The organism is uncultured Lactobacillus sp., from assembly GCF_946477725.1.
Classification (GTDB): domain Bacteria; phylum Bacillota; class Bacilli; order Lactobacillales; family Lactobacillaceae; genus Lactobacillus.
On the sequence record NZ_CAMKZC010000018.1, the window covers coordinates 1 to 18,575 of the forward strand.

Genomic DNA, 18,575 nt, shown 5'->3' on the forward strand with positions numbered 1-18,575 from the left:
TGCCAAAAAGCGTTTAAGGATGGTAACTATCACCAATCATAAGGAACTTTCTACTAGTAAGTTATGAAGTAAGATTCAAAATAGCATCTTTTAAGAAAATAACACCAAATGAACAAAAACGAAACATTACATTACCTTAATCAACATGGAATTAAATATGAGATAGTGGAGCATCCAGCTGTCTACAATATGGCAGAAATGGAAAAAATTGTTCTGCCACACCCTGAAGCAGATGCAAAAAATCTGTTTGTGAGGGATGACAAGAAACGTGACTACTACCTTTTGACGATTAAGGGCGATAAAAGAGTCAACTTACAGCAATTTCGTGAGGAAAATGGCACACGCAGACTTAGTTTTGCCTCACCGCAAGACCTAAAAGAAAAATTGGATTTGGTACCAGGCTCCGTCACACCTTTGGGGTTGTTAAATGACTCTCACCACGAAATCCCCTTTTACTTAGATTCATATTTTAGTGACCAGCCTAGAATCGCTATTCATCCCAACGATAATACAGCTACTATTTGGCTAGATCCGCAAGATTTGCTTAAAGTCATAAAGGACTTGGGCAATCCCGTCAAAGTAGTGAAAATGTAGCCTAACCAATAACTGTGAATATTAAGACGCAAATTAGCAATTTGCGTCTTTTTTATATTAAAGACATACGAGTTATTTGTTTGTATATATTTATTAAATAAATACCATTAAATTATTAACAAAAGGTAAATATTTTTATTTGTGAATTTAATTGGTTAAATTATTTACTCTTTCATTGTAAAATCTTTTTCGTTGCCGTTAATCTCTGATCAGGACTATGATATTGCTTTAAATGCACAAAGAATTAAAGACCTGAACGCAGCTAATGATGGTAACAAAGCTGATGTTAAAAAAGTAGTTATACGTTTAACTGTGATAATGATTCAAAATATGTAACTTTATCTTGTATTATTTATAGTATCTTTCTTTCTTGTGTATAAACCTAAATTCTCAAAAACTGTTGTTTAAGTTGGAATAAAAGATATTTATTTAGTCAATGATTTTTAATATAAATTTTAAGTCATTTATAGATAAATCTGCTAATATCTCATTACCGTTGAAATAAAATAGCAATTGATTATAGCAAAAAGTTGAGGCTATATTTTATCCCCTTTCAGGAAAAAGGATTGTTAGTTAATCACTCGGGAAAAGCAGGTTTGGAACTAATTTTATAAAAAACGCATATGAGTAGGGATAGATTAATTATTAGCATTCTGACTGAACATCAAAATAGGAGTATTAATAACTAATTTTAAAATCGTATTTGGAGGTGCGAGTAGTAAAGGAGTTATTAATTACTTAGCAATAAACTAAATAAAAGCAATATCATCATGTTAAACGAGACTATGATTTTAAAAGCATCAGTAAAGCATGACTAAAACGAAAAAGTCGTTTTAGCGAATAATTTTTACTGCTCTTTAGTGAAGTTATTTATGCTATACCCCCGGAAGAGTACTGCCTAATCTTTATTTTTGTTTTATGGAGTTGACATAATTAAGAAAAAATGATAGATTAAAAGTCAATTAAATAGCAAACATCTTGCAAAGCAGAGTAACTATTTTATTACTAATAAAGAGAGCTGATATTTGGGTGAAAGTCAGCTAGCGATATGTAGTGAACATGGGCTTCTAATTGATGTCTATTGGTGATAATCAGCCAATAGCGGAGTTGCATCCGTTATCTTTGCAAGCTATTGTTTGATAGTTAATGAGGTTTATTACGTGAGTAATAAATGAATAAAAGGTGGTAACGCGAGCACTCGTCCTTAAGTAGAAAAGGATGAGTGCTTTTTTTATACAAAAATATGGAGGTTTTTAGATGACTAAAACTGCTTATACTAACGTTAATTTGTTTAACGGGATTGATGACAAAATTCAATCTAATACCACGGTGGTGGTTGATGATGAAAGTGGCAAGATTACCAAAATAGGTGAGGGTATAGCACCTGAAGCTGATCAGACCGTCGATTTACACAATAAATATGTGATTCCTGGTCTAATCAATTGCCATACACATATTATTATGGATCCCTTAACCCCTGATGGTGGTAGTGAAAGTGATGTAGTTTCTTCAACTGTGCGTGCAGTAAAACATTTGCATGATTTATTAAAATCTGGTGTTACCTATATTCGTGAATGTGGCAGCACTTATAATATCGATATTGCCCTTAATAATTTAATTAAGAAAAATAAGTTAACCAAGGTGCCGGAAATCGTGCCAGCAGGTCACCCATTCTCTATGACTGGTGGTCACGGTGATTTGCCTAATTTTGGTGTGTTGGTTGATTCACCAGATGAAATGCGTAAAGCAGTTCGTCAGGGAATTAAAGCCGGCGCCAAAGCAATTAAAGTGATGGCCACAGGTGGCGTAATGACGGAAAACGATTCTCTTGATGATCCCCAATTAAGTGAAGCTGAAATGCACGTTGCAGTCGAAGAAGCTCACCACAAGGGTTTAACTGTGGCCGCACATGCGGAAGGCAATCCGGGAATTTTGAATGCGATTAAGGCCGGCGTTGACAGCATTGAGCACGGCTTCTACGTTAATGATGAAGAAATTAAGCTGATGATTGAAAAAGGAACATATTTGACGCCAACGATAGTTGGAGCTTGGGCATTTATCGAATACGCACCGGGTAAAATTCCAGACTGGGAAATGAATAAAATTGCGGCAGCTTGGAAAGATTTGCGCGGTAATATTACCAAGGCCAAAAATGCTGGTGTCAAAATTACTCTGGGTACTGATGCCGGCACACCATTTAATGACTTCACGATGACTCCGCAAGAATTACCTTTACTGGTAGAACAAGGTTTCACTAATTTTGAAGCTTTAGAAACTAGCTATAATTCTGCTAAGCTACTAAAAATAGATAAAGAATATGGTTCTTTAGAAGAAGGCAAATACGCTGACTTTTTGGTATTGGATGAAAATCCGTTAGAAAAGATCAGCGCGGTTGTCCAAAAGGATAAGGCTGTTTATAAAAAGGGTAAGAGAGCTTACTAAACATCAGCAAATTATTTTTAATTCTGAACAACCGTTCTACAATAAAAGAAGCTACTGTAAAAGCGGCTTCTTTTTATTTTTGGAGCAGAAAAATGAATCAAAAATTTTTAGACGTCATGAATGATAAAGGACCAGTCACCATTGTTACTATTAATGCAAAACCTGCCAGCGTAGTGAACAGTTGGATGCCCTACGTTAAAATCGACAGGAAAAAGTACTGGCTATATATTCCAGCTTATTTTTAAATAAAAATTATTAATCGCTCTTTTTTAAAATTTATCTTTAATTTTATCCTAATTTTAGATACAATAAGAGATATAATTTTTTATCCAAAAGGAGGATTAATAATGAAAGCTTTACTTTACAATATGACCCCGGAGCAGCAGGTCTATGTAGATAAGTGGAACCAAAATCATCCAGAAGATGATTTAGTAACAACTGATGACAAGCTTGATGCTAAGACTGTGGAGATGGCACAAGGTTATGATGTTGTCAGCGTTTTGCAGGTCTTTGACATAGATGAAGAAGAGGTCTATCGTAAATTGAGCTCATATGGAATTAAGCAAATCGCTTTAAGGTCTGTGGGTTATAATATTATCAATTTTGACTTTGTTCATAAATATCATATGATTGTAACGAATACACCGGCATATTCTCCCCGTGCAGTGGCTGAGAACACTCTGACATCTGCAATGTACTTGTTAAGAAAATGGGGTCCTATTTTAGATAATGAAAAGGAACACCTTAACTTTGTTCGTGAAGAGAATTTAATGAGTGACGAAATCTATAACCAGACTATAGGTATCATTGGTGTTGGTCGTATCGGTTCTTGTGTGGCAGAAATGTTTCATGCCTTGGGCGCTAAAGTGATTGGCTATGACGTGGTTGAAAATCCTGCTAATGAGGCATTTTTAGAGTATACAGACTTTGATACTGTGGTTAAAAATGCTGATATTTTGACCTTGCATACACCTTTGGAACCTTCAATGGCAGATATGATTAGTGCCAAGCAATTTAAGGAAATGAAGGATACTGCATATTTGATTAATGCGGCTAGAGGGCCTTTGGTTAACACACAGGATCTAATTGCAGCACTCAAGAATAAAGAGATTGCTGGAGCTTCATTGGATGTGATGACTGGTGAAGAAGCAATTGTGATGAAGAAATTCAATGATGTTTCTGAATTGCCTGCAGATTACCAGGAATTAGCTAAAATGCCTAACGTAGTCTTTACGCCTCACTCCGCGTACTACACGAAGACTTCCGTCAAAAACATGATTGAACACAGTATGACAGACGTTAAACGAGTATTAAATGGTCAAAAACCAGTTTACTTAGTTGAAGAATAGCTCATAGTTTATTTTTAGTTTAAAAGTTGACCGACCGTAAAGCCGGTCACTTTTTTATTGTTAAGATTGTAGTTGGCAAGTATAGCAAAAAAATTGCTATAATGTACAGGTGTAGAAAAATTATCGGAGAAAAAGATGAAAAGGTTTCATCATAAGTTTACGTTACCCGCAATTTTAATTTTGCTCATCGTTGCAATCGTCCTTCTTCTCACGGGTATAGCGAATATGCGCAATCAAACTACTTTGCCGCCAAATGGTAATGCGAGTGCGATCGGTGTGGAATTAAATCAGGATTATGGCTATATTGATTTACATGAGTTGCAAGCCAACGGCATTTCATTTGTCTATTTGAGAAGCACACAGGGGCGGTCATACTTTGACGATGATTATTTATTATATCGGGATCAAGTATTAGGAACAAAATTAGCTTTTGGGACAGTTATTGCATACAGTAATGAATCTACACCCACGCAGCATTATCAATATTTTTTGAAAAAAGTAGGCACTGATACCGGTAGTTTGCCAATCTGGATTGAACCAGCAATTGATAACTATGATATTGCATATATCAAGCAAATGGCGCAATTTACCAGTATGCTTTTAAGATTGAATAAGCGCGTTATAGTAGATGTTGCTGTGAAGTACAAAAAGTATTTTCCATATGATGTGCAATTTATTACTGGTGGTAGAAAAGCACCAGATAAAATGCAGTATGCATTTTGGCGCTATACCAATAACGGACGGGTAAAATCAGTTAAGAACTTAGAAGATGGGGTAGTTATGTTAACATACAATGGTACGGTTACTCAATATAAAGAAAAATACGGACAGTTAACACAATAATGAAAAAAGAAATTCAAGCAGTTTTAACCAGATTAAAAATGACTGAACCAACTTTGATTCAGCAAGAAACACGCACTCCTATTTTAAATGGTGCAAGTTGTATAGCTCTTGCTAAGACGGGTACGGGAAAGACCTTGGCTTATGCATTGCCATCATTAGAAAAGCTGGAAAAAGGCAAACCCAATAGTTTAGTGATTATTGCTCCTACAACAGAGCTGGCGGTACAAATTCGCCACGCTATTAACCCATTTATTAATGCCCTTGATTTAACGGGCATAACGCTTGTAGGTGCTGGTAATCGCAAGCGGCAGGAAGACAACTTGAAGAAAAAACACCCTGAAGTAGTAGTTGCCACACCAGGACGTTTTTTCGATTTCTTTTCGGCTAATCGTATTAAAGTTAATCAGATAAAAATTTTAATTATCGACGAAGCTGACGATGTTTTAGAGTTTAATAAAATGGAATTATTAAGTTCTTTAGGACAAAACTTGGCCGCAGATGCGCAAATCTTGCTTTTTGGGGCTACAGAATCTGAAATAACCAAGCAAGCAGAAGATATTTTTGCCCGTAAGTTTATTACAATTGATGTCAGACCGGAGCAGAAATCAACCGTAGCAAATTATTTTTTACAAATAGATAATGCCCATAAAATTGATTTTATTCAGCGTTTAATGCGTCTTGATGGCTTCAAAGGTATTTTGTTTTTTGACTCCAACCATACAATGATGCACTTTGCAGGCATTTTAGCACATACTAAAACTAAATTTGGTATCTTGGCTAATGATTTTGGCAAGCAAAACAGAGCAGCAACTCTGAATGATTTTAAAATCGGGAAAATCAAGTTACTGTTAGCAACGGATTTAGCGGCTCGTGGTTTAGATATTCCTGGTGTTACTTATGTGGTTAATTATGATATTCCCAGTGAGTTTAACACTTATATGCACCGGGCCGGTCGAACTGGTCGCATGGGCGCAAAGGGATTCGTTGTAAGCATAGGTGACGACCACGATTTTCGCGATCTGAAGAAGTTACTTGCTCGGAGTGTTAAAATTGAGCGGGTATATTTTGCCGGTTTTCATTTGTCTACCAAAATGCCACTTAAAAAGGAAAATAAAAAGCGGGTCTTAAATGAAAAAAAGCAAAATGCAGCTCCAAAAGAAAAACATAAAAAGCGTAAAAATAAAAATAAGGGGTATCATCCTCATTATTTAAAAAGAAAGGAGTAAAAATGAGTCGATTAGTTGCTTGGCTGGAAGACTATATTTTGCCTTTAGCAAATAAATTAGGGCAAACTCACTGGCTGGTAGCATTAAGGGATGCATTTGTTTCCGTAATGCCGATCACTATTGCTGGTTCAGTGGCCGTCCTGATTAAGAGTTTAATAGCTGCCGCCAAAACCGAATTAGGCTGGAAAACTTTTGCGTGGGTAATGCAGCCTCTTTCTTTAGTCTGCAACGTTGTCTGGCGGGGGACATTTGCCTTATTTGCACTCTTTTTGTCGATGTCTTTAGGTTATCACTTAGCAAAAAGCATGGAGGTCGACCCAGTTGCTGGAGCAATTGTTTCATTATCATCCTTAGCAATGAGTATCGCCAATTTAACCAAACTTAAAGTTAACGGCAAAATTATCCCTGTTCACAAAGCTTTTAATATCTCTCAATTTTCCACTACGGGAATTTGTACCGCCATTTTATTTGGAACAATTGGCGTAACAATTTTTGCAATTTGCTTTAGAGCGCGAATTAAGCTTCACCTGTCAGCCAATTTGCCTTATGCGGAACAGATGGCTTTTGATTCGCTTGTTCCAGCTATCGTTGCCATTTTCTGTGTTGGTATGATTAACTTTGTTTTTCAGACAATTACGGGCACTTTCTTTGGTAATTGGCTCCTTAATTCAATTCAAACTCCACTGGTAAAATTAGGCCAAGGTTTTGGCATGGTAATGCTTGTAACCTTATTAGTGCAAATTTTCAGCTTTTTTGGTTTCAATGGCCTAAGCGTTTGGGCACCGATTTTAGACTCAATCTGGCTGACTGCACAGAATGTCAATGTTACCGCTGCTCGCGCGGGAAAAGAAGCGCCTTTTATTTGGGTTCGGGGATCATTTGATGCCTTTGCCTGGTTCGGTGGAGCAGGTGGCACGTTGATGTTGATTGTAGCTATTCTGCTTTTTTCAAAACGCAGTGATTATCGTACGATTGCCAAAGTTGCATTGGCTCCAGGAATTTTTAATATTAACGAGCCAATTATTTTTGGGTTACCCGTTGTGCTCAATCCTGTGTACTTTATCCCGTTTGTGCTTGCACCGCTAGTTAACGTAGCTTTTGCCTATGGTGTAAGTATGATGAACTTAGTTAATCCTGTGCAAGTGGCGGTACCGACAGTGGTACCACCAATTATTGGGCCATTTTTAGCATGCAATTATGATTGGCGTGCAATTGTACTATCTATTATTAACATGTTAATAGCTTTGGCAATTTGGACGCCATTTGTTTTTGCGGCTGATAAAATCGCTGATTCTAACACGCCACAACCATATTTTACTCGTCAATATTAATTACTAAAAAAATTGGCTTTTAGCGCTCAAATTTGGTAAAGTTAATTTATTGCGACCCTGTAGTTTATCTGGATAGAACAATGGTCTCCTAAACCGTAGAGGTGAGTTCGAATCTCACCGGGGTCATAGATACATCAGTGATTACTGATATTTGTTGTATAACTTTGAGTTCAGTTGTTAACTGACTTATCAAAGTTATTTTTTTATATCACAAGTAGTGAAAATAGTATCACGGTAATAGAGGCTACTATTAACTGTAATCAACAACATATAAAAAGTCTGACTATCAAGAAGACAATCAGACTAAAGTTTGAAAAATTTGTTATTTAAGTAAATATGAAAATTTATATTTTTGTTTGAGAAATAAAGATAAATTATAATGTCAGATCTAGATAAAATATGCAAATGATTTAAGATAAATGATGATAATAAAATCTAACCTGGAGTGTTGGGATTATCATGACCATAAGAATTTTTTAGATTAATGCGGCCATTTCTTTTTTGACTAATTAGTTCGGTTTTTTCTTTTTTAGCCAAATTTTTAGCATATTCTAAAGCATCAGCCTTGCGCTCAAAGACTTTAGAAACTTTGTCACTCCCGGCAATTTTGACAGCCCATTTATCACCGTGAGTAGTAACCCAAACATTTTTAGTGACTTCTTCTTTACTCATAATTTATTCACCTCTTTTCAAAATAATTATACAGCGAATTAAAGGTAGATGTGAAAGAATACACATTTTAATTTATATCATTTATTAAGTATCATTTTGCTAGTCTAAAAATTAGGACATAAAAAAGCTGATAAAGTGAAATCATGAATTACATGATTGAGCTATCAGCTTTTTTAACTTTTTAAAAGACCTAAATATTAAATCAATTTAAATTTAAAGCACCTATTTTATCACCGTGACTGACATTGGTGTAAGATGTTCTGTCTATGTCTTTAAGTTTTTTCATATCTGTAATAACTATTATTATTTCGGTAGACTTTCCAGCTTTAATTATTTGATCAATATCCATTGTTCCTATTTCATCACCAGCAGATATGTGTTCTCCCTCATGCACTAAGATATTGAAAGGAGCACCTTTTAGCTCAACCGTATCAATTCCTAAATGTAAAAGAACCTGAATTCCGTCATCGGTGTTAAATGTGATTGCATGTTTAGTGGGAAAGACAGAAAGTACGGTTCCACTGATAGGGGAATAAAGTTTATTCTCAGTGGGCTTAATAGCAAAACCGTCACCCATTACTTTTGTTGAAAAGACTTCGTCAGGAACAGAAGATAGTGGAATTACCTTACCCGTCACAGGAGCTTGAATATTAATTTTTTTTGTAAATAATTTTTTAAATAAACTTACCATTTTTAAACCTTTACTGATACATTGTTTCCCATACATCAGCCATTCTTGTCATGGCTTCTTCGATAACAGCGTGTGAAGTTCCTAAATTTAATCTCAAAAAGTTGTCTGCATTAGCAACATAATCATCACCAATGCCTACTACAACCCCGGCTTTTTCCGCCATTACTTGCGCAATTGTATGCATATTTATTCCACTTGCGGAAATGTCAACCCAAGGTAAGTACGAAGATTCCATATCCATCATTTTCCAGCCAGGAAAAGAACTGGCAATCGCTTCTTGAGTAATTTTAAGATTTTCCTTGATATAAGCGGTACATTGCTTTAACCATTCATCACACTCTTCATAAGCAGTTATCATAGCTACTTGACCTGGTACATTTGGCGATGTTACTGAATTTCGCGCATATTGTTGCCGAAATTGCTCACGGATCTTAGGATTGGGAATTATGGAATATGACAGTTTTAAACCGCCCAAATTAAATGCTTTATTAGGTGATGTAAACATTACCAAATTATCAAGATACTGCTTGTCTAATTGTAAAGAGCTGGTAAATGGGCCCTTCATTATTTGTTCAGAGTGAACTTCGTCTGAAACTAATAAAACATTGTATTTCTGGCAAAGTTGTGCCATATGAGTAATTTCATCTTTACTCCAGACTCTGCCTGAAGGGTTATGAGGATTACAGAAAAAGGTTAGTTTTGGGTGCTTTTCTTTCATTTCGTACTCAATTTTTTCCCAATCAAGGTAATATCTGTTATTAATGTTTTTTAAAGGAACACAAATTACCTTTCTATCATTGTGTTCTGCAGCGTAGGCAAACGGGCCATAGACTGGGGTATTTAATAAAATGGAGTCAGTCGGTTTGAGTAAAGCTTGAACAATAATATGCATATTTGGTACAGTGCCGTAGCCTAAGCTAATCCAATCATGTTCTACATGATTATTATGCTTTTTAAGTTGCCAATTAATTACACTTTGGTACCAGCGCTCCGTAGAGTAGGTATAACCATAGGCCCCATTATTTGCGACTTTAGCTAAAGAATTTCTAATTTCAGGTGCTGCTTTAAAATCCATGTCTGCAATCCAAAGTGGAATAAAATCATCCCTGACTTTGGGGAACTTGCTGTGAACAATTTTATTATCCCATTTTCGTGCATTATCAATAGTTCTGTCTGCTAACGAATCAAAATCATATTTTTCCATTTTTCTCCTCATTAAGCCGTTATGCCGTTATTCATTAATTTTTCTACACCGTCTTTAACACTTTGTACTTGAGCCCCGTAAACTACTTGGACAGATTTTTCTGCCTTCATAACTGCAAGTGCACCAGATTGTTTAAGTTTATCTTCATCTATTTTAGACGGATCATTTACTTCTAGTCTGAGCCGGGTGACGCAATTATCAAGAGAAACAATATTGCTTTGACCACCAAGGGCCTCTAAGATGACTTGGGGATCATAAATACCATTATTCTGGGTCATTACAACGTCACCTTCGCCTTCACGACCTGGGGTCTTAACGTTGTATTTTAAAATGTACCAGCGGAAGAAGAAGAAGTATATTGCAAACCAGATTAGTCCAATTGGAATTAAAACCCACCATTTGGAGTTAGGTTGAAGCCAGCCAAACAGAATCCAGTCTAATACACCACCATCAGTGTTACCCATACATGCTCCGGCAATCATCATTACTGAAAGTGATAAGCCTTGTAAAATAGTGTGAAATACATATAGCATTGGTGCTATAAATAGAAACAGGTATTCCGTCGGTTCAGAAATTCCAGAAACAAAGGCTATTAGGGTAGCTGAAAGAAGTAGGCCTTTGATTCTATTGCGATTTTCTGGTTTGGCAGTGACATAAATTGCCAGACAAATAGCTGGTAAACCAAACATGAATGTTGGCATGAATCCTTGTGAAAGGAAGGCTGTAGCTTTGTGAGAAATTGGTACTCCTGCATTTAGTTGTGCATAAAAGATGTTTAATGCCCCTGTTACAACTTTACCTTTAACAATTGCTGTACCACCGGCATCCGTAAATCTAATCATTGCAAGTAAAATGTGGTGTAAACCCATTAGTTTTAAAATGGAAAGGGCGATACCGTATAGAAATGGACCAAAGACTCCTGCATTTTGAATTAAGTGTCCCAAAGCGACAATTCCACTTTGAAAAGTCGGCCAGATAAAAGGGATGATTAAACCAACAAAAGACTCGACTATTACTGAGATAATTGGTACAAATCTGATTCCGCCGAAGAACGAGAAGGCATCGGGTAATTTGATCTCCTGATATTTTTCAAGTAAATAATAAGTGATCAAACCAACCAAGATACCACCTAGGACACCCATTTCCAGACTTTGGATTCCTAAAACGCTAGATTGGCCCATTGCCTGCATCTTGCTAGCTGGAGCAAGTTTATGTTGCTGACCCAGCATAAAATTAATTCCCATGTTCATGGAAATATATCCAGCTAGAGCTGCTATGGCACCGACCCCTTTATTTCTTTTGGCCAAGCCAAAAGGCAAAGCCATAGCAAACATTACTGGAAGATAGGTGAAACCAAAGCTGCCCACAGTATTTATAAAAGTAAAAATGACGTTAACAATATGATTTTGTAAAAACGAAAATCTTGCCATCATTGGCGGAGCCGTAAAGGCACTACCAATTCCCACTAGAATCCCCATTGCAGATAATGTAGCAATTGGGAACATAAACGATTTTCCTAAATCTTGTAAGAAAGCATAAACTCTGGTTTTCATGCTTTCCTTTTTGATAGGTTGTTCCATATAATTTCCTTTCTCAATATTTGATAAAAAAATACCCAACAACTGTACACAAAAATGTACTAGTTATTGGGTATTGCCTATTTAAAGTAACAAGCCCGTATTTAATTAAGAAGTAACATGAATAATATGAATTAGTAAATATAAGCGATCCGAATCGGAAAAGTTGTAATTAAGCTTGTCTTGTAAATAGTAAACAACTTCATTTAAACAACTTGCTGCTTTACGATTATGCTGGCAAAGCATTTTCAGTAGATCCGAATCATTCTGGTTTTCATTTTCACTTTTATTATTTTTACTATTAGTTCTGAGAATCAAATAGTGTAGATGGTTCATCAAGCGACTAACAGCAATACTATTTTCAGAAAATTTCCGACCAAACTTTGCTTCAATTATATTATTTACTCCATTCGAGATTTCCATAAAATTGGAAAAATTTTTAATGGAGCTATCTGATTGTTGAATTTTGTATTCAACAAGATGAATTGCAATAAATCCAGCTTCATCATCAGATAAGGAGACACCTGAAACTTGCTCGATTAGACTGACAGCTTGTTTACCAACCCTGTATTCTTGTGAAAAAAAGCGCTTAATATCGAACAACATAGGATTAGAAAGTTCCAAACCCATATCGTAACGCTTTACTGCAAAGAAGATGTGGTCTGTTAAAGGAATTAAAAGGTGTTCATCAAAATTAGCATCAATTTCTTCCCTAGCAAGCTGAATTATTTTTTCAGTTAGTTCAAAATATTTTCGTGGTACTTCCTCAGAAAGTTTTTTGAAGGAAGCTAACCACTTATCGTCATCAGATATGGCAGAAAAGACTTTATCTTGAGATTTTAATTTGTAATTTTCTCCTGCGTGAGCCTTAAAGCCAATACCGCGACCCCATATTATCTTCTGTTTACCTCCATCTTCCACGAGTATCACATTATTATTCAATACTTGTGAAATTAGCAAAGTAATCTCCTAATTTTAAAATAGCAGATTCGTCAATCCTATATTTTTTCGTAAACGTTTACAAGATGAATTCTAAAAAATAATTATTGGTTTGTCAAGCTCTATTATCAATTTCGGCAATATAATCATATTATACAATTATATGTTATTTAATATATAGTTGACTTTTCAACTTCTACTTGAATTCGTTAGGTAATAAAGCTATTAATCAGCTACTTATTATGCTTAAAAGCCATTATAGAAATCATTAATTTAATTACAATTCTTGCAAATTTTATTTCTTAATCTAGGGGCCAGTTCCAAATTTTAACGATGAGTAATCCAATTATTAAAAATAGCAAAAGAGATACCCCTAATAAAATTTTTCTGGTTTTAGATTTATTTCTCTTATCAAAACTGAAGACAAAGCAAAAAGTTGCCACAACAATTAGCAGCCCAGTAATTAGTAATAGTTTAAATCCATGTGCCATTTTTTCACCAGCCTTAGTTACTTGTTATTTATTAAACCATAATTAACTTGTTTTTATGTAGTTAATATATTAATATAAGATAGAACATGGAGGACTTTATGAAAACAATTAAAGTGATGACTGTTTTTGGTACCAGACCAGAAGCTATAAAGATGGCGCCTTTGGTCCAGAAACTAAAGCAAGATGAGCGATTTGAAGAAGTCACGGTCGTAACGGCGCAGCACAGGGAGATGCTGGATCAGGTGCTTAACATTTTTAAAATTCAGCCCGACTATGACTTTAATATTATGAAGAAAAACCAATCTTTAGAAGGTATAACAGCTAAAGTTTTGGTTGATATGACTAAGGTGTTGAAAGAGGTCAAACCAGATATTGTTTTAGTTCATGGAGATACAACTACTACTTTTGCTGCTAGTTTGGCCAGTTTTTACCTTCAGTGTCCTTTGGGCCATGTTGAGGCTGGTTTAAGAACTTGGAATAAGTATTCACCGTTTCCAGAAGAAATGAACCGGCAAATGACCGACGATTTGACTGATCTTTATTTTGCCCCAACTAAAGTAAGTAAGCAAAATCTATTAAAGGAGAGCCATCATTCAGAAAATATCTTTATTACCGGCAATACTGCAATTGATGCTTTAGCTGAAACTGTACAGGATGATTATCATCATGAAGTATTGGATTTAATCAAACCTGGTAATAAAATAATTTTGGTAACCATGCACAGACGGGAAAACCAAGGCGAGCCAATGAGACGAGTTTTCAAAGTTATGAAACAAGTCGTTGACAGTCACGATAACGTTGAAATTATTTATCCGGTACACCTTTCTCCGAGAGTACAAAAAGTGGCCCACGAAATTTTAGGCAATGACTCCAGAATTCATTTGATTGCACCTTTAGACGTTGTCGATTTTCACAATTTAGCTAAATTGAGCTACTTTATTATGACAGATTCCGGTGGGGTCCAAGAAGAAGCACCTGCATTAAACAAGCCAGTTCTGGTTTTGCGGGATACTACGGAACGGCCCGAGGGTGTCGAGGCAGGAACACTTAAATTAGTAGGAACGCAAGTCGACCAGGTCAAAAAGGCAATGCTGGAATTACTTGAAAATAAAGAAGTTTATGAGCAAATGGCCAAAGCAAAAAATCCTTATGGTGATGGCCATGCTTCTGAAAGAATAATGGACGATATTGCCTATTACTTTTCGCAAAATAAAGGTGCAAGACCAGTAGATTTTAAATAAGCTAATTAAAAAAGCCAAGAAATAATTTTCTTGGCTTTATTTATTATTTTTTTCTTTACGTGCTTTGATTTTTTCTTTAGCCCGCGTAATCATAGTTGTTTCTTGTGCTTGAAAAACTGATCTGGTAGTGAGGTAATTGAAAACACCAACTAAAATTTGGTCAACGATTTTTACTAAGAGGGCATCTAAATGAAGCCACGATAGTCCAACAAGCATTATTAAGCTGTCAGGGATAAGGCTAATGATTCTGTAAGTAAAAAAGACAATTAATTTTTGCCAGGTTGAATGTTCTTCATCAACATTATTAATGAATACCGCTTTTTGGTTAAATACAAAAGAAGCAAGGTTAGAAATAATAAACGCAATTGTATTAGAGACTAAAACAACGCTATGCCACCACTTATGTAAAACCATGAATACAACAGTATTGATAAGAGCAGCAATAAAGCCAAAAACCATATAAACAAATAGGTTGCGGTGTCTTTTAACTAGGTTTTGTGCTAAATGATGAATTTTGGGGTCAGACATTGAGTCAAATTTTTGCGAATCCAATTTTTTGTTCTTAACCATTTAGTTGATCAGCCATTTCCTTAGCTGCATTATCAATTGCGGTGATGTCATCATCGTCTGGCGCATTTTCGATTGTTACAGGCTTAGTAAGTTCTTTAGCACCCACCTGCTTGAATATTTTTTCAAAATCAAAAACATTTTCGCAAAAATGACCGGTATATACTTTATCGCCGCTTCCCATCACCGCAAAATATTTTCCAGATAAATCTAATTCTTTCAATTGGTCGTAAAAATCAGCAATTTCATCGGTCATGGTGCCTTCACCATAAGTATAGGTGACAAAAATACACAAATCAGCCGCCAAATAGTCACTCGCATCGGTAAATTCGGCTTCGCTGGTTTCAACCTCAAAACCATAATCTTGGAGATCTTCTTCCAGTATATCTGCCATATCAGCATCATTCCCTGTCATACTTGCATAGACAATTCTAGCCTTCATTTTGCTCATACCTTTCACACAAAACTGATTCACCAAAACATTATACCTAATTTTGTGCACTTAATGAAATTCTTTAGTAAAGTTTTAAAAAACGCTATAATGTAATCAAATAACATTTTACAGAGGGGAATTTAAATTTGATTACGATTAAATCTGTTAGAGAACTTAAAGGCATGCAAGCCTCAGGTCGCTTATTAGCGTCTATGTTTGAAGGCTTGCGTGACGTGATTAAGCCTGGAATTACTACCTGGGTAATTGAAGAATTTTGCCAAGATTTTGTCAACAGCCGTGGCGGTCGCTTGTCAGAGCAGGGATTTGAAGGCTATAAATACGGTACGTGTATTTCTGTTAACGATCAGATTGCCCATGCTACTCCACGCAAAGATACCGTTTTAAAAGAGGGTGACCTGGTCAAGGTTGATGTTACCTGCAATTTAAACGGCTTTGAAACAGATTCTTGCACGACTTATCCAGTAGGAAAAATTTCTCAAGCAGATCAAGATTTGATGGAAACTACCAAAAAGGCTATGTATTTAGGGATCGATCAGGCTGTCTTAGGAAACAGGATTGGAGATATCGGAGCCGCTATTCAACATTTTGTAGAGGATGAGCATCATTATGGTGATGTTAAAGAATTAGTAGGCCATGGTATTCAACCAAGTATTCACGAAGATCCCGAAGTACCACATTGGGGAAAAGCCGGTCATGGTTTGCGTTTGCGCGAAGGGATGACTATTACCTGTGAACCGATGGTTGAAGCTGGTGGAGATTGGCGGATTATTGAAAAAAGCGTTCCTGATCCAAAGGATGATTGGGTATTTTATGCTACTCCTGATGGTTCAAAATCGGCACAGTTTGAACATACATTTGCCATTACTAAAGATGGTCCTAAAATTTTGACTTTGCAAAAGCCATATGATGGTTATGAAAAATATTTGCCACATTTTGACGAAATGGATGATTAAAGTGCATGAGTAAAAAAGCTGAGGCAATCAGGAAACGCTCTTTTTTATTTTATAAAACGGTCTCCGTAAAATTTTCTCAGGGAGAAGTTTTGACCAGTGCGATTGCGATTGCATACTACATTTTGTTTTCCATATTTCCTTTTATAATCATTATCGGAAATATTTTGCCTTTATTTCATATTGACACTGATCCCATAGCCAGTTACTTGAAGTTAATTTTCCCAGATAAAATTGCTAAATTTATCATGCCGATAATTAACTCATTATTGAAAAGTAAGTCAACAGGTTACATTTCATTTGGTATTATCTTGGCGTTATGGTCGGTGTCTTCTTTGGTAAACGCAATTAGAATCGGAATGAACCGGATATATGGTGTACGCGCTGTTGAATTGAAACAAAAATGGCAAATTACCGTCTGGACACGCTCAATTACTATTATGTTAACTAACATAATGATTATTGTTTTTGCTTTACTCAATTTGACGCTTATTTTTGGCCAGCAAGTTTTAGAATTTTTACGACCAATTTTCTCTTTTTCTGTTGGTGAAATTGAAAAAATCTTTAGTTACCGTTATCCCGTCATAATTATTACCATGATCGGCTCTTTGTATTATCTGAATTCTTTTTTACCCAATATTAGATTGAAGAAAAAGGTTATTTGGCCTGGCGTTTTTACTACCTTATTTGGTTGGATTGTATTGTCTTGGCTTTTTGGCTTTTATTTGCATCATTTTCGTATCAGCTGGGAAAACTACGGTATTATTGGTACTTTCATCATCTTTATGCTGTGGCTTAATATCTCATCAATTCTCTTTTTACTGGGGACTTGTGTGAATGCTGCAATTGCGACCATAAAATACGGAGAAGTTCATTACTCGGTAGGGCGCTTAGCAGAATATATTCAAAGAAAGCGTAACCGGTAAAAATTGGCACAACGGACTTTATTTTGGTATATTAGTTTTATGTTTTTATAGAAAGTGTAAAAGGTATGAAAGTTAGAAAAGCAATTATTCCTGCAGCAGGTCTTGGTACGAGGTTTATGCCGGTAACTAAAGCAATGCCGAAGGAAATGTTGCCTATCGTAGACAAACCTACAATTCAATTCATTGTTGAAGAAGCCAAAAAGTCCGGTATTGAGGACATCTTAATTGTCACTGGTAAAAATAAGCGGTCTATTGAAGATCATTTTGATTCAAATCCTGAACTTGAACAGAATTTACAAGAAAAGGGTAAAACGGGTCTGCTCAAAATGTCGCAGGAAATTACACATTTGGGTATTAACATTTACTACACGCGTCAGCCATATCCTGCTGGCTTGGGTGACGCGATTGCTCGTGGCCGCAGTTTTGTGGGTAATGAACCTTTTGTGGTAATGCTTGGTGATGACTTGATGATGGATAAAGTACCCTTAACTAAACAACTGATTGATCGCTATAATGAAACTAGTGCTTCTACCATCGCTGTTATGCCAGTTCCTCATAAAGAGGTTTATAAGTATGGCATAATAGAGCCTGATACTGAGATTAAGCCTGGCTTGATTAACGTTAAGTCTTTTGTGGAAAAGCCGGCAATTGATCAGGCACCAAGTGACTATGCAATCATTGGCCGCTATCTGTTAACTCCTGAAATTTTTCCGATACTGGCGGAGCAAAAACCTGATAAGAGTGGCGAAATTCAGTTAACAGATGCTATTAATACTATGAATAAAACTCAGCGTGTACTTGCCCATGTTTTTAACGGCGATCGCTATGATGTTGGTAACAAGCTAAGTTACCTTGAAACTTCGATTATTTACGGTCTTAAACATCCCGAAACTAAAGACGCTCTGCGTAAATATATTATTAACTTAGGTAAAAAATTGGGAGAACAATCACAAAAATAGCCAATTAACATTTTTAATAATTATAAAAGCCATTAACTAATGGCTTTTTTTATATAAAATTTTTCTTAATGTCGGGCTAATCACTGTCTTCGGGTAGAAAATTTTTGTATCATGCTGCT

The 18,575-nt window shown here is 35.8% G+C and carries 18 protein-coding genes, 1 tRNA gene, 1 pseudogene and 1 other annotated feature; of the genes and pseudogenes, 13 read left to right on the plus strand and 7 right to left on the minus strand.

Annotation, left to right across the window (positions count from 1 at the left end; all coding sequences use genetic code 11):
- The first annotated feature begins 108 nt into the window (after window positions 1-108).
- The 9 genes and pseudogenes from Q0R51_RS07035 (at window position 109) to Q0R51_RS07075 (ending at window position 7,911) form a co-directional block, all read left to right on the plus strand.
- Window positions 109-594: a prolyl-tRNA synthetase associated domain-containing protein gene (locus Q0R51_RS07035; RefSeq protein ID WP_294757665.1), complete on the plus strand. Its 486-nt coding sequence runs from the start codon at window positions 109-111 to the stop codon at window positions 592-594.
- A gap of 192 nt (window positions 595-786) precedes the next feature.
- Window positions 787-930, plus strand: a complete 144-nt coding sequence (locus Q0R51_RS07040) for a hypothetical protein (protein WP_158595984.1) — start codon at window positions 787-789, stop codon at window positions 928-930.
- Window positions 931-1,563: 633 nt separating this feature from the next.
- Window positions 1,564-1,803, plus strand: a binding site (T-box leader).
- A 48-nt stretch (window positions 1,804-1,851) separates the two neighbouring features.
- Entirely contained in the window at window positions 1,852-3,036 is a 1,185-nt protein-coding gene (locus Q0R51_RS07045; protein WP_294757668.1) for an amidohydrolase family protein, read from the plus strand.
- Between the two features lie 92 nt (window positions 3,037-3,128).
- Window positions 3,129-3,272 (plus strand): annotated as a pseudogene (locus tag Q0R51_RS07050) (pyridoxamine 5'-phosphate oxidase family protein); the annotation flags it as partial.
- A gap of 111 nt (window positions 3,273-3,383) precedes the next feature.
- Window positions 3,384-4,385, plus strand: a complete 1,002-nt coding sequence (locus Q0R51_RS07055) for an NAD(P)-dependent oxidoreductase (RefSeq protein WP_294757670.1) — start codon at window positions 3,384-3,386, stop codon at window positions 4,383-4,385.
- A 135-nt stretch (window positions 4,386-4,520) separates the two neighbouring features.
- Window positions 4,521-5,228: a GH25 family lysozyme gene (locus tag Q0R51_RS07060; protein ID WP_110445816.1), complete on the plus strand. Its 708-nt coding sequence runs from the start codon at window positions 4,521-4,523 to the stop codon at window positions 5,226-5,228.
- Window positions 5,225-6,454, plus strand: coding sequence for a DEAD/DEAH box helicase (locus Q0R51_RS07065; RefSeq protein WP_294757699.1), 1,230 nt, complete (start codon window positions 5,225-5,227; stop codon window positions 6,452-6,454). The genes Q0R51_RS07060 and Q0R51_RS07065 overlap by 4 nt, the downstream gene beginning before the upstream one ends.
- A 2-nt stretch (window positions 6,455-6,456) precedes the next feature.
- Window positions 6,457-7,785, plus strand: coding sequence for a PTS sugar transporter subunit IIC (locus Q0R51_RS07070; protein ID WP_294757673.1), 1,329 nt, complete (start codon window positions 6,457-6,459; stop codon window positions 7,783-7,785).
- A 53-nt stretch (window positions 7,786-7,838) separates the two neighbouring features.
- A tRNA-Arg gene (locus Q0R51_RS07075) sits at window positions 7,839-7,911 on the plus strand.
- A 309-nt stretch (window positions 7,912-8,220) separates the two neighbouring features.
- Here the strand turns inward: Q0R51_RS07075 and Q0R51_RS07080 are convergent.
- The 5 genes from Q0R51_RS07080 to Q0R51_RS07100 all read right to left on the minus strand — a co-directional run bounded on the left by Q0R51_RS07080 (window position 8,221) and on the right by Q0R51_RS07100 (window position 12,889).
- Complete coding sequence (locus Q0R51_RS07080; RefSeq protein WP_046324549.1) at window positions 8,221-8,457, minus strand: DUF2188 domain-containing protein; 237 nt, start codon at window positions 8,455-8,457, stop codon at window positions 8,221-8,223.
- Window positions 8,458-8,659: 202 nt separating this feature from the next.
- On the minus strand, window positions 8,660-9,184 hold the full coding sequence (locus Q0R51_RS07085) for a PTS glucose transporter subunit IIA (protein WP_294757676.1): 525 nt from the start codon (window positions 9,182-9,184) through the stop codon (window positions 8,660-8,662).
- Window positions 9,159-10,352 (minus strand): MalY/PatB family protein, encoded by a 1,194-nt coding sequence (locus Q0R51_RS07090; protein WP_294757677.1) that lies wholly within the window; start codon window positions 10,350-10,352, stop codon window positions 9,159-9,161. The genes Q0R51_RS07085 and Q0R51_RS07090 overlap by 26 nt, the downstream gene beginning before the upstream one ends.
- An 11-nt stretch (window positions 10,353-10,363) precedes the next feature.
- A complete protein-coding gene (locus tag Q0R51_RS07095; RefSeq protein ID WP_294757679.1) occupies window positions 10,364-11,932 on the minus strand; it encodes a PTS transporter subunit EIIC in 1,569 nt (522 codons plus the stop codon).
- A gap of 105 nt (window positions 11,933-12,037) precedes the next feature.
- On the minus strand, window positions 12,038-12,889 hold the full coding sequence (locus Q0R51_RS07100; protein ID WP_294757681.1) for a PRD domain-containing protein: 852 nt from the start codon (window positions 12,887-12,889) through the stop codon (window positions 12,038-12,040).
- A 568-nt stretch (window positions 12,890-13,457) separates the two neighbouring features.
- On the opposite strand from Q0R51_RS07100, the gene wecB reads away from it, so the two are divergent.
- Window positions 13,458-14,600: a non-hydrolyzing UDP-N-acetylglucosamine 2-epimerase gene (wecB, locus tag Q0R51_RS07105; protein WP_294757683.1), complete on the plus strand. Its 1,143-nt coding sequence runs from the start codon at window positions 13,458-13,460 to the stop codon at window positions 14,598-14,600.
- Window positions 14,601-14,636: 36 nt separating this feature from the next.
- Here the strand turns inward: wecB and Q0R51_RS07110 are convergent, their stop codons facing one another.
- Window positions 14,637-15,128, minus strand: a complete 492-nt coding sequence (locus tag Q0R51_RS07110; RefSeq protein WP_294757700.1) for a GtrA family protein — start codon at window positions 15,126-15,128, stop codon at window positions 14,637-14,639.
- A 34-nt stretch (window positions 15,129-15,162) separates the two neighbouring features.
- Complete coding sequence (locus Q0R51_RS07115) at window positions 15,163-15,609, minus strand: flavodoxin (RefSeq protein WP_294757685.1); 447 nt, start codon at window positions 15,607-15,609, stop codon at window positions 15,163-15,165.
- Window positions 15,610-15,746: 137 nt separating this feature from the next.
- Here Q0R51_RS07115 and map point away from each other — a divergent pair, with 137 nt between their 5' ends.
- The 3 genes from map (at window position 15,747) to galU (ending at window position 18,456) form a co-directional block, all read left to right on the plus strand.
- Window positions 15,747-16,574 carry a type I methionyl aminopeptidase gene (gene map / locus Q0R51_RS07120; protein WP_294757686.1) on the plus strand — a complete coding sequence of 276 codons (828 nt, stop codon included), beginning with the start codon at window positions 15,747-15,749 and terminating at the stop codon, window positions 16,572-16,574.
- A 5-nt stretch (window positions 16,575-16,579) separates the two neighbouring features.
- On the plus strand, window positions 16,580-17,497 hold the full coding sequence (locus Q0R51_RS07125; protein WP_294757687.1) for a YihY/virulence factor BrkB family protein: 918 nt from the start codon (window positions 16,580-16,582) through the stop codon (window positions 17,495-17,497).
- A 65-nt stretch (window positions 17,498-17,562) separates the two neighbouring features.
- Complete coding sequence (gene galU, locus Q0R51_RS07130; protein ID WP_294757688.1) at window positions 17,563-18,456, plus strand: UTP--glucose-1-phosphate uridylyltransferase GalU; 894 nt, start codon at window positions 17,563-17,565, stop codon at window positions 18,454-18,456.
- Window positions 18,457-18,575 lie beyond the last annotated feature (119 nt).